This window comes from Catenuloplanes atrovinosus, assembly GCF_031458235.1.
GTDB lineage: Bacteria > Actinomycetota > Actinomycetes > Mycobacteriales > Micromonosporaceae > Catenuloplanes > Catenuloplanes atrovinosus.
In genome coordinates, this window is the sequence record NZ_JAVDYB010000001.1 from 3,272,414 (window position 1) to 3,284,265 (window position 11,852).

The following is an 11,852-nucleotide window of genomic DNA, read 5'->3' on the forward strand; positions in this document are numbered from 1 at the left end:
CGAGACGCCGGCCGGCCCGGGACGGGGACGCTCAGGCGAGCAGTTCCAGTTCCGCGACCGAGACCGGGGCGCCGCCGGTGAACTCCAGGCGATAGTGGGTGTACGCGCCCGGCTTCCGCACCGTGAACGGCCGCGTCTGCTGCCGCCACTCGAAGGTCTGCCCGGAGCGCGCGTCCAGCTCGGTCCACGTGCTGCCGTCGGTGGAGCCGAGCAGTTTCCACGCCGCCGGGTCCGCGCCGGCGGTGGCCGCGGAGGTGATCGTGTACTGCTTCGCGGACGCGGCCTCGGGCAGCGTCCACTCCTGCGCCGTCACGCTCGCGGCCGTGGTGGACGAGTCGTCCGCCAGCGCGGTCGTGGTGACCGTGCCGGACACGTCGCGGCGCGGCGTCGCCACGGCCGGGCCCTGGGTCAGCGACGGCGGGACCGCGCCGGCGCCGGTCGCCCAGCGGGACGGCGTGGCGCCCATGGTGAAGTCCAGCGTGGCGCCGTTGGCGAGCACCGAGTGCGGCAGGTGCGACTGGTTCCACGCCTTGCCGTTGACCTTGAGCGACTGGACGTAGACGTTGGCCGGCGAGTTCTGCGGCGCCCGGATCACGACCTTCCGGCCGTTCTCCAGGTTGATCGTGGCCTTGGTGAACAGCGGCGAGCCGATCACGTACGACGCGCTGCCCATCTGGAGCGGGTAGAAGCCGAGCGCGGCGAAGACGTACCAGGCGGACATCTCGCCGTTGTCCTCGTCGCCCGGGTAGCCCTGGCCGATCTCGCTGCCCAGGTAGAGCCGGCTCAGCGCCTCACGGGTGAGCGCCTGCGTCTTGTACGGCTGCCCGGCGAACGCGTACATCCACGGAATGTGGTGCGACGGCTGGTTGGAGTGCCCGTACTGCCCCATCCGCACGTCACGCGCCTCGGTCATCTCGTGGATGACGCCGGGGTACGAGCCGAACTTCAGGCCCTCCTCCGGATCGGTGAAGAACTCGTCCAGCTTCTTCGCCAGTTCGTCCCGGCCGCCGTAGAGGTTGGCCAGGCCCTGCCCGTCCTGCGGCACGTGGAACGCCATGTTCCACCCGTTCGTCTCGGTGTAGTCGTGACCCCACACCTCCGGGTCGTACTGCTCCGGCGTCCACCGCCACTGCCCGGCCGAGTTCTTGCCCTGGAAGAAGTCCACGGACGGGTCGAACAGGTTGACGTAGCCGAGCGCCCGGTCCCGGTAGTACGCGGCCTCCTCCCGGTAGCGCGCCGCGTCCGGGCCGCCCCGCTCGGCCAGCGCGGCGGCCATGTTCGCGATGCCGAAGTCGTTGATGTAGCCGTCCATCGCCCAGGAGAACGCCTCGCCGGTCACGTCCAGCGGCGTGTACCCCTTGAAGATCGCGGTCCGCATGCCCTTGCGCCCGACGTTGTCGTTCGGGGGCGTCACGGACGCGTTCTTGACCGCCGCGGCGTAGGCGTCCTCGAGATCGAAACCCTTGACGCCCTTGAGGTACGCGTCCGCGAACGCCACGTCCGAGCTGGTGCCGACCATCAGGTTCGCGTAGCCCGGCGACGACCAGCGGGAGATCCAGCCGCCGTCGCGGTACTGCTGCACGAACCCGTCCGCCATCTCGCCCGCCATCTTGGGCGTGAGCAGCGAGTACGCCGGCCAGGTGGTGCGGTAGGTGTCCCAGAAGCCGTTGTTGACGTACACCTTGCCGGGCTTGACCTCGGCCCCGGTCTCGGTGGGCGTGCTCGGCGGCGTCGTCGTCGACGACTGCACCGCGTGCCGGTAGACCGGCGCCGCGTTGGTGCCGGTGTTCTCGAACGCCGAGTTCGGGTAGAGGAACAGCCGGTACAGGTTGGAGTAGAGCGTGACGAGCTGGTCGCGGCTGGCGCCCTCCACCTCGACGGTGCGCAGCTTCGCGTTCCACGCGGCCTCGGCGCGCGCCCGCACCGACTCGACCGTGTCCGCGGCGGCCACCTCCAGGTCGAGGTTGTGCCGGGCCTGGGCCACGCTGATCAGCGAGGTGGCCACGCGCAGGTTCACCGTCTTCGCGCCGACCGTGACGTACCCGGTGGAGGGGCGGTTGCCGTCCGGCAGCATGCCGCTGGCGGTCACCGGCGCGTCCAGCCGGCCGTAGAGGAACATCCGGGTGGCGCCGTTGGACAGGTCGCCGCGCACGTCCGACCAGCCGGTGATTACACCGGTGGCGGCGTCGATGGTCAGGCCCGCGTTCTCGTCCATGTTGTCGAAGATGATGGTGCCGCCGTCGCCGGTGAACGTGAACCGCAGCACCGCCGCGTGGTCGGTCGGCGCGATCTCCGCCTTCAGCCCGCTGTCGAACGTGACGCCGTAGTAGTGCGGCTTCGCGACCTCGTTCTCGTGGTGGAACGGCAGCGCGCGGGCGACCCGGTCCGGGTTCGGCACGCCGGTGCCGTCCTGCGGCATGAACTGGAACGTCTGCCGGTCCGCCATCCACGGGCTCGGCTCGTGGCTGACCGAGAGCGCCTGGAGCGCCGGCAGGTTCTGCGCGTTGTTGGCCTTGTGGTACTCGTACAGCCAGTTCAGCGTGCCCGCGTTGGTGACCGGCGTCCAGAAGTTGAAGCCGTGCGGCACCGCGGTCGCGGGGATGTTGTTGCCGCGGGAGAACGCGCCGCTGGACTGGGTGCCGCGCCGCGTCTCGACGTACCCCGCGAGGCTCTTGGCGGGCTTCTCGGCCGGCGTGTCCGCGATCGTGATGTCGTCGAACCACGCCCGCCACGGGCTGGCCGGCCCGGCCGGCTTGTCGTAGGCGACCAGGATTCGGTCGATGGTCTTGCCGCGGGCCACGTCCCCGATCCGGGTGACGCGCTTGTTCCACTGGTTCACCGACAGCGTCTTCGCCTCGCCCTGCGCCTGCGGGGAGACCACGGTGCTGTGCTGGTCCCGGGCCTTGAGGCCGCTGAGGAACGTGCCGTCCGTGAAGGCCAGATCGACCGAGGTGTACGTGGCCGGGTAGCTCAGGTCGCCGCGGCTGAACTCCGGGAACACCAGGTAGGACAGCTCGGTGTCCCGGTTCACCCGCAGGTTCACGTCATAGACCTTGTTGTACGTGTAGCCGCGCCCGTCCACCGCGTGCCGGCCGGCGAACTCCAGCGCCTTGAGCCCGCTGTAGCCCACGCGGGCCTTCGCGGCCGGCGCGTTGCCCGGCCCGTCCCCGATCGCGCTGCGCACCGGCTCGGGCGGCAGCGGCGTCTCGTCGCCGTCCGACAGTTGCAGGTCCGCGAGCTGCACGACGTCCGCGCCGCTGTTCGCCGTGACGGAGAGCCGGTAGTGGCGGTACTCCCCCGGCGTGGCCACGTCGTACGTGGTGGTCTCGCCGCGCTCGCCGAGCGTCTGGCCGGTGCGGGCGTCGACCGTGGTCCACGCGCTGCCGTCCGCGGAGCCCTCCAGCAGCCAGTCCCGCGGGTCGCGCTCCGGCACGTCGTTCGCGGCGGTCAGCGCGTACCGGGTGATCCGTACCGGCGCGTCCAGCTGGTAGGCGGCCCAGCCGGTGGTGGCGAAGACCAGCCACTTCGTGTCCGGGTCCGCGTCGTTGAGGTTCTCCTTCACCTCGCCGGCCCCGGTGTGCTCGCCCGAGGCCGTGATCGCGGTGACCCGCTCCGCGACCGTGCCCGGGAGACCCGGCCGCAGCCGGCCGTCCACCCCGGACGTGCGCTCCGCCGTGTCCACCCAGGTCGGCGGCGGATCGCCGCTCTCGAACAAGCTCGCGAACCGGGGCGCGGGAGCGGCCGTGGCCGGACCGGGTATCACGATCGACCCTCCGATCAGGACCAGCGACAGCGCGGCGGCGACGGGTAGACGGCGCATGAGACCTCCATCGACGGGGTTGACCCGCCCGCCATCTTCGATCGCCCGACACGGATCTGTAAAGGCGCCTTAACGAAATCCGGATCTCGCTGTGCGCGATCGCTGGTCCGGCGCAGAATGACGGATCGTGAGTACCCGACTGCGCGCCATCGCCACGGAAACGCTGGCCGTGCTGGACGCCGGCGCCTACACCGCCCCCTCCGGCGCGGTCGTGCCACTGGCCCCGCTCGTCTCCGCGGCCGTGGCCGGCACCGTCCTGCACCTGCCCGGCTCGCCGCTGCCCGCTCCGTCGGGTGACGGGCGTCCGGCCATCGTGGAGGTGACCGGCGAGAGCACGCTGTCCGCGGCGCGGCGGCTCGCGCGGGACGGCCCGGTCGCCGCGCTCGTCTTCGCGTCCGCGAAGAACCCCGGCGGCGGCTTCCGGACCGGCGCGCAGGCGCAGGAGGAGAGCGTCGCCCGGGCCAGCGCGCTGTTTCCGTGCCTGACCGCGGTGCCCGAGTTCTACGAGTTCCACCGCGCGCAGGGCGACCTGCTCTACAGCGACCGCGTGATCTACTCCCCCGGCGTACCCGTCTTCCGGGACGACAAGGGCCGCTTCCTGGAGGAGTCGCACGCGGTCTCCATGCTGACCGCCGCCGCGCCGAACCGGGGCGCGATCGCACGCGACCAGCCGGCCTCGGCCGACCGCATCGACGCGGTCCTGGCCGCCCGCGCACGCCGCGTGCTGGACGTGGCCGCCACCCACGGCGAACGCCGCCTCGTGCTGGGCGCCTGGGGCTGCGGCGTCTTCCGCAACACACCCGCGGTGGTCGCGGACGCGTTCGCCACGGCGCTGGACGCGATGCCCGGCCACTTCGACCACGTGGTGTTCGCGGTCCTCGACCGCGACCCCGCCCCGATCAGGGCGGCCTTCACCGCCCGGCTCGGTGGGCCGCCGCCGGGGCGGGGTCCGAAGCCGGCCGGATGACGCCGCCGCAGTTCGTCAGCGCATGGTCACTCGGTCGCCGAGTGAGTTCACCGAGCCGGGGCCTACCCGCAGCAAAAAAAGGGGGCACGGCTCACGCCGTACCCCCCGGGACGGGCCTCAGGCCGCGGAGGCCGCGCTGAGCTGGAGCATCAGCTGGATCTGGGCCGTGCGGGACTCGTCGATGCTCTTGGCCAGCGACTTCGCGTCCGCGTTGACGCCCTCGGCGGACTCCGTCTTGGCCATCTCGACCGCGTTGTGCTGGTGGCCGATGAACAGCGCCAGGAACGTGCCGTCGAAGTCGGCGGCGGCGGCCCCGCGCAGGGACTCGATCTCCTCGGGCGTGGTGGCGGGCAGGCCGCCGTGGTCGGCGTGCAGGTTGACGTCGGTGGCGGCGCGGTCGGCCTCGCCCCAGGAGGTCAGCCAGGACTTCATCGTGGTGATCTCGTCGTTCTGGGTGGCGACGACCGCGGACGCGAGCGTCTTGAGCTGGTCGCTGGTGGCCTTCTCGGCGGCGATCTGGGCCAGCTGCACGCCCTGCTCGTGATGGTTGACCATCATCTGCAGGAACATCACGTCGTGGTCGTTGCGCTCGCCGGTGTTGGCGGGGGCGGCCGCGGCGGTCTCGCCGGACGTGGTCGTGGGCGCATCGGGGGCGGTGCCGCAGGCGGCGAGGCCGGTGGTCAGGGCGGCGGCGGTGAGGAGGGCGGCGACGAGGCGGCGTGTCATCGTGGGCTTCCTGGTGAAGACGGGTGTGGGCGTGGAGCCGTGCGAGGCCCGCCGGTCGGAACGGGCCCCGCACGGAGAATCACTTGACCGGCAGCCAGAGCGCGAGGACCAGCGGCGGCTCCCAGCCGGGGAGCGTGGTGTGGCCCTGGCGGCACTCGTAGGTGACGCCGTTGAACGTGACCTTGTCGCCGGTCTTGTAGGCGGTCCAGCTCTTCCAGTCGGTGGCGGCGCCGCTGCCGGTGTTGCCGTTGCCGGCGGCCGGCTTGGACGTGCCGGCCGAGGGCGTCGCGGCCGGCGGCTGTACCGGCTTCTCCGGCTGCGGCTTGGCCGGGGCCGGGTTCGCGGGTGCCGGGTTCGCGGGCGCCGGGTTCGCGGGTGTGGTGCCGCCGGTGCCGCCCACGTTCAGGTCGACGCAGTTGTAGAACGCCATCGGCGTGTCCGCGATGTTCCACACGGCCAGCATCTTGATCTTGCCGGAGTAGCCGCTCAGGTTCACCTGGTGCCTCACGGTCGCGGCCGGCTGCGCGCCGTTGTCGTTGAACTCCGCGACCTTCTTGCCGCCGACGAAATACTGCCAGGTCGAGGTCTTGTGCCGGGCGGTCAGCACCCAGGTGAACGTGGTGGACGTGCCCACGTTCGTGACCGGCCAGCCGCGCGAGTCGTCGTTCAGCGCGGAGAACTGCGAGAGGCCGCCGTCGCAGCTGGCCAGCCCCTTGGTGCCCTCCACCGACTGCGGTTCGTACTGGACGTTGCCGCAGTTCTTGGCCGCGCCGCTCGCGCAGTTCGCCTGCCGGCTCGGCGGGGACGAGATGTACCCGTGCGCGCTGGCCGGCGACGCGACGACCAGCGAACCGGCGACGGTGCCCAGCGCGAGCAGGGACGTGGTGAGGGTTCTACGCATGACGAACGGTGCTCCTTCGTAGGACGGGCGCGCCTCGTGAACACCCGGCCCCTGGTGTCACTCAGCGTGGAACTCACGCTAGAAGACGGTCACCTAAAGTAAGATCATGCATTCCCTAAATCTTCTTTATGATCTTCCCGTGGCCTTCTGATCGGTCGTCCCGACAATGCGTCGCCGAGGCCCGCGGCGCCTGCCGCACCGCCCGTCGACCGCTGTGGACGCCCGCCGCACCGGATGAAGACCCACGACCAGACCCCATCAGCGGTACGAAACCCGCCCGGCCCGGCCCCACCCTGCTTCGCCGGGCCCGCACGGCCATGATTTGCGGGCATCCGGCCGAGACGTGAGCCGGCCGCCCGGTCCCGCGCCGTCGCGGTCCCGGGAGCGGCCGGAGCGGCCACGACAGTGGATCGACGACCCGGGCTCCGGCGAAGCCGGGTCGCGGCGGAGGCGCGCGGCCCGGCGTACCGTGTCAGCATTTTGGGTCTTCGGGGTGGCCCGGACGCCGGACGCCCGGGCCACGTGGGTCAGGCGCGGTCCCAGAGGGCGGGGACGTTCGGCGGGTCCCAGCCCACGATCGCGGTGTGTGACTGCTTGCAGCGGTAGGTCGCGCCGCCGTAGGTCACGGTGGCGCCGGCCGGGTAGCCCGTGCCGGCCGCCCAGGTCCCGCCCGCCGGCGGAGGCTCGGTGGTGGCGGTCGGGCGCGGCGTCGGCGTGGGGGTCGGCGTGGCCGGCGGTGGCGTCGAGCCGCCGCCGAACTGCAGGTCCACGCAGGCGTAGAAGGCGTTGGTCGTGTCGGCGATGTTCCAGACCGCGAGCACCTTCTGGCGGCCGGACCGGCCGGCGAAGTTGACCGTGTGCCGCACGGTGGCGCCCGGCTGCGCGCCGCCGTCGTTGAACTCCGCGATCCTGGTGCCGCCGATGAAGTACTGCCAGGTGCTGGTCGCGTGCCGCGCGGTCAGCACCCAGTTGAACGTGACGGTGGAGCCGACGGACGTGGCCGGCCAGCCCTTCGACTCGTCGTCGAGCTGGGCGAACCGGCCGACGCCGCCGCTGCACTGGGTACGGCCCTTGGGCGCCTCCACGGACTGCGGCTCCCACCGGATGTCGCCGCAGTTGCTGACCGCGCCGCTGGCGCAGAGCGCCTGCCGGCTCGGCGGGGAGGAGATGTAGCCGTGCGCGCTCGCCGGCGACGGGGCGGCGAGCGTGGTGGCGGCCACGGTCATCGGGGTGAGCAGGGCCAGGGTGACGAGGGGTCTCCGCATGACGGGCTCCTTCGAGTGGGGGTTCGCGGGCCGCGGCCGATGCCTGCGCGCTGCCGTGCGTGTGCACGGCGCGCTGCGGCCCAACCGCCGGTGCGCCCTCCACCCGGCGCCTGACGTACCACCGAGCGTACTGAAAACCTAATTAACAGTAAACATCGAAGCCGGTGAAGATGGGCAGGAGTTCGCGCCTCCTCGATCCACATTGATCAGGTAGAGGTACGCCTGGCAGGCGCGCGGCCTCCGCCGCTGCGCCGCCCCGAACGTGCCGCCACCGGCCCGGTACCCCGCCAGGAACTCCTCGTCGTCCTCGATCTCACCGAACGACGCCGGCGACGCGAGGTCCGGGACCGGATCTCCCCGGAACGCCCGCTCCGCGGGCCAGCGCCTCCGCCAAACCCTTCGCCGCCAGACGGTCGGCGCGCTCGTTCTCCACGTGGCCGTTGTGGCCCTTCACCCAGTGCCACTCGATCGTGTGACGGCGGCAGGCCTCGTCGAGGCGTTGCCAGAGGTCGGCGTTCTTGACCGGCTTGCGGTCCTTGGTCTGCCAGCCGTTGCGCTTCCAGCCGGTGATCCAGCTCGTGATGCCGTTGCGCACGTAGGTGCTGTCGGTGTGGATGTGCACCTCGGACGGGCGGGTCAGCGTCTCCAGCGCCTCGATCGGCGCCATCAGTTCCATCCGGTTGTTGGTGGTCTCGCCCGGGTCGCCGCCGCACAGCTCACGCTCGTGCCGGCCGTATCGCAGCAGCGCGCCCCAGCCGCCGGGTCCCGGGTTCCCCCGGCATGCGCCGTCCGTAAAGATCTCCACCACGGTCATGGCGGGATCGTGCCAGACCACCGCGGGCGGCGTTTCCGCAGGTGCCCGGTTTTTGTCGCACGGGTCCTATACAACTACGGGCACTTGTTCGTGAGGAGGACTGGTTGTGACAAGCGATGGCGTCGCCTACGAGCGGCGCAGCGCAGCGCCCGTCGTCGCGCCGGCACGGCCGCGGAAGCTGGCCAAGGTGCCGTTCGTGGAGCTGGCGGAGGGGCGCCTGCAAGGGGTGGTGTCCAGCGGCTCGGACATCGAGCGGGTGTACGTGTCGTCGGTGACCGCGGGCGAGCACGGGCTGAGCTGCAACACCAACAACAACCGTCCGTGCGGCGGGCTCGGCGGCGGTTCCTGGGCGTGCAAGCACATCCAGGCGCTGGTCGCCGAGGCCGAGTTGCAGTACGGCACGGACCGCGTCGCCCGCTACCTGAAGGTGGAGGTGGCCGAGGGCGCGAGCGTGATGTCCGCGCTGAAGACCACCACCGCGCCGAACCGGGCGGCCGAGGTGTTCGCGAGCTTCCTGCGCCACCTGGCCTACCTGGAGCTTCCGGCCAGCACCGATCCGCTGCCCGAGCTGCAGTGGTTCCCGGCCGCCGGGGCGGTGCGCTGATGCTGGCGGACGCGCTGCGCGCCGCCCCGGCCGGGGTCGACGACGCGATCGCGCTGGTCGACGGCCTGGACGACGCGCTCACCCACGGTCTCGCCCGGATCGACGAGGAGCGCGCGGCGGCGCTGGAGGAGCTGGCGGCCGCGTTCGCCGGGTCGCCGCTGGCCGACCGCGTCGCCGACTCCGTCGGAAAGATCCTCGCGGGTACGGTGACGGACGAGCACCTGGTCGCGCTGGCCGGTGCCCGCGCCGCGCTGCTCGGCGCCGCCCACGACGCGCTGCTCGGCGCGGTGGACGCGGCGCTGGGGCGCACCCGGGCGGTCTGGGACGCCACGCCGCTGACCGGCGACGAGCCGGGGCTGCTGGCCGGCGGACGCTCCTGGCTGCGCGAGCTGGCCATCGCGGGCTGGCGCGGCGTCGACCACGAGCTGGCCGCCGCGGGTGGGCAGGCGGTGGCGGCGCTGCTGGCCGACCCGGCGCGGCGCCGGCTGGCGGTGCTGCTCGACGGCTTCGCCGGTGAGCTGCGCGCCTGCGCGCCGGTGGCCACGCTGGACCGGGTGCCGGTGCGCCGCTGGTCCGACCTGTGGACGCGCGCGCTGCTGCTCTCCCAGGACGGCTACCCGGCGTGGGAGTCGGCTCCGGTCAGCGGCCGGCTGCTCTACCTGGGCGCGGACCTGCACGAGCACCCGACCGTGTTCCGCGCGCAGGTGCACGCGCTGCTGGAGACCGGCGACGAGGTGCGCGTGGTCCGCACCAGCGTCGCGGCGGCGAAGGTGGACACGATCACCGGCCCGTCCGCGTGGCGGATGCTGGCCGGGTTCCCGATCTTCCGCGCCATGGTCACCGGGCACACCGCCGCGGAGATCGACGGCATGGCGCTCACGCCGGCCGGCGACCTGATCTGGGACGAGGAGCGCGCCACCGTCGGCGAGGCCACCGATCCGCTCACCACCGCGCGGGTCAGGCTGTCCGCCGCCACGCTGCCGGCGGTCCCGCCGCTGGACCGGCACCCGGCCACCATCGCCACGCCGGTGCTGCTGGAGGGCGGCTTCGACCTCGGCGGCGGCGTCACGGTCGCGGTCGACCACGACCGGCTGCCCGCGGCCGGGCCGCTCACCCCGGCGCTGGCCGACGCGGCCACCACCTGCCTCGGCCTGCTGCGCTGGGACGGTGGCCGCTGGTCCGTGCAGCCGCTGGCGGTGCAGGCGACCGTGAAGAAGAACCAGGTCACCGTGCACACCGGCGCCTGGGCGAACGGGCCGGACGACCCGAAGGCGGCGAAGGCGGAGGCGGCGGCCGGGACCGCGGTCGACGTGCTGCGCGAGCGCGCGGGAAGGCTGCTGCGGAAATGACCGTCAGTGACGAGAATCGGCGGCAGGTGCTCTACTGGCGGCTGCTGGCCCGGCTGTTCGACCCGGAGGAGCAGGCCTCGCTGGAGTCGGCGAGCGTGGCGATCGTGGACGACCTCGGACTGCCGTCGCTGCTGCTCGACCCGTCCGTCTCGGTGGACAGCGTGGTGCAGCGGTTCCCCGACCTCGAGACCGAGATCGACGGGCTGATGGCGCCGGTGGCCGACGACCGGTCCGGTGAGGTGCGCCGGGCCGCCCTGGTGTCGAAGCTGCTGCTCAACGTGTTCGCCACCGGCAGCGGCAACGTCTCCGCGGAGCAGTTGGCCCGCTGGCAGTCGGACGCGGGCTGGTTCGAGCGGGCGCTGGGCTGCGAGCCGGGCGCGCTGCGCGGCCGGGCCGCGGCCACCGGCGCGGGCGGCGGGTCCGGTGACGCCGGCGGATACGGCGAGGGCGGCGCGCCGTCGTTCGGTGCGCCGGCCGGCAACGGCCCGGGCAGCGGTTCCAACGTCAACCTCGGTCCGGCGCTGGCCGCGATCGAGGCCGACCTGATCAAGCGCATGCAGCTGCGCGAGGTGCTGGCCGATCCACGGCTGGCGAAGAAGCTCACGCCCAGCATGTCGCTGATCGAGCAGTTGCTGCGGGACAAGGACAACCTGGACGGCGTGGCGCTGGCGAACGCGAAGGCGCTGATCCGCCGGTTCGTCGACGAGGTGGCGCAGGTGCTGCGCACCCAGGTGGCGCAGGCCAGCACCGGCACGATCGACCGGTCCATCCCGCCGAAGCGGGTGTTCCGCAACCTCGACGTGGACCGGACCATCTGGAAGAACCTGCCGAACTGGAGCCCGGAGGACGAGCGTCTCTACGTCGACCGGCTCTACTACAAGCAGACCGCCAAGCGCGTGGAGCCGGCCCGGCTGATCGTGGTGGTGGACCAGTCCGGCTCGATGGTCGACGCGATGGTCAACTGCACCATCCTGGCCTCCATCTTCGCGGGCCTGCCCAAGGTCGACGTGCACCTGATCGCGTACGACACGCGTGCGCTGGACCTCACCACATGGGTGCACGACCCGTTCGAGGTGCTGCTGCGCACCCAGCTCGGCGGCGGCACGGACGGGACGGTCGCGCTCGACCTGGCCCGCCCGAAGATCGTCGACCCGCGCAACACCGTGGTCGTCTGGATCTCCGACTTCTACGAGTGGCGCGAGCAGGCCTGCTGGGACGGCTTCTCCGCGATCCACCGCTCCGGCGCCCGGTTCATCCCGGTCGGCTCGGTGAGCAGCGGCGGCCAGCAGTCCGTCAACCCGTGGTTCCGGCAGCGGTTCAAGGATCAGGGCACCCCGGTGCTCTCCGGCCGGATCAAGAAGCTCGTCACCGAGCTCAAGAACTTCCTCGTCTAAGACACCCAAGGA

At 72.2% G+C, this 11,852-nt stretch carries 9 protein-coding genes; 4 read left to right on the plus strand and 5 right to left on the minus strand.

Annotated features, from left to right (window positions below; translation table 11 throughout):
• Positions 1 to 31: 31 nt before the first annotated feature.
• The gene (locus J2S41_RS14695) at positions 32 to 3,820 is read right to left on the minus strand and encodes a GH92 family glycosyl hydrolase (protein ID WP_445343922.1); all 3,789 of its coding nucleotides are present in this window, start codon (positions 3,818 to 3,820) and stop codon (positions 32 to 34) included.
• Positions 3,821 to 3,947: 127 nt separating this feature from the next.
• On the opposite strand from J2S41_RS14695, the gene J2S41_RS14700 reads away from it, so the two are divergent.
• Positions 3,948 to 4,787, plus strand: coding sequence for a TIGR02452 family protein (locus tag J2S41_RS14700; protein WP_310368097.1), 840 nt, complete (start codon positions 3,948 to 3,950; stop codon positions 4,785 to 4,787).
• Positions 4,788 to 4,904: 117 nt separating this feature from the next.
• On the opposite strand, the gene J2S41_RS14705 is transcribed toward J2S41_RS14700, so the two are convergent.
• The 4 genes from J2S41_RS14705 to rnhA form a co-directional block, all read right to left on the minus strand.
• On the minus strand, positions 4,905 to 5,513 hold the full coding sequence (locus J2S41_RS14705; protein WP_310368100.1) for a DUF305 domain-containing protein: 609 nt from the start codon (positions 5,511 to 5,513) through the stop codon (positions 4,905 to 4,907).
• A 79-nt stretch (positions 5,514 to 5,592) separates the two neighbouring features.
• Positions 5,593 to 6,414 (minus strand): lytic polysaccharide monooxygenase, encoded by an 822-nt coding sequence (locus J2S41_RS14710; protein WP_310368104.1) that lies wholly within the window; start codon positions 6,412 to 6,414, stop codon positions 5,593 to 5,595.
• Between the two features lie 527 nt (positions 6,415 to 6,941).
• A complete protein-coding gene (locus J2S41_RS14715) occupies positions 6,942 to 7,679 on the minus strand; it encodes a lytic polysaccharide monooxygenase (RefSeq protein ID WP_310368106.1) in 738 nt (245 codons plus the stop codon).
• Between the two features lie 313 nt (positions 7,680 to 7,992).
• Positions 7,993 to 8,493: a ribonuclease HI gene (rnhA, locus tag J2S41_RS14720; protein ID WP_310368107.1), complete on the minus strand. Its 501-nt coding sequence runs from the start codon at positions 8,491 to 8,493 to the stop codon at positions 7,993 to 7,995.
• Between the two features lie 106 nt (positions 8,494 to 8,599).
• On the opposite strand from rnhA, the gene J2S41_RS14725 reads away from it, so the two are divergent.
• Genes J2S41_RS14725 through J2S41_RS14735 form a run of 3 tightly spaced genes read left to right on the plus strand, consistent with a single transcriptional unit; the run spans position 8,600 to position 11,840 of the window.
• Positions 8,600 to 9,097 (plus strand): hypothetical protein, encoded by a 498-nt coding sequence (locus J2S41_RS14725; protein WP_310368109.1) that lies wholly within the window; start codon positions 8,600 to 8,602, stop codon positions 9,095 to 9,097.
• On the plus strand, positions 9,097 to 10,446 hold the full coding sequence (locus tag J2S41_RS14730) for a hypothetical protein (protein WP_310368110.1): 1,350 nt from the start codon (positions 9,097 to 9,099) through the stop codon (positions 10,444 to 10,446). The genes J2S41_RS14725 and J2S41_RS14730 overlap by 1 nt, the downstream gene beginning before the upstream one ends.
• The gene (locus tag J2S41_RS14735) at positions 10,443 to 11,840 is read left to right on the plus strand and encodes a vWA domain-containing protein (protein WP_310368112.1); all 1,398 of its coding nucleotides are present in this window, start codon (positions 10,443 to 10,445) and stop codon (positions 11,838 to 11,840) included. The genes J2S41_RS14730 and J2S41_RS14735 overlap by 4 nt, the downstream gene beginning before the upstream one ends.
• Positions 11,841 to 11,852 lie beyond the last annotated feature (12 nt).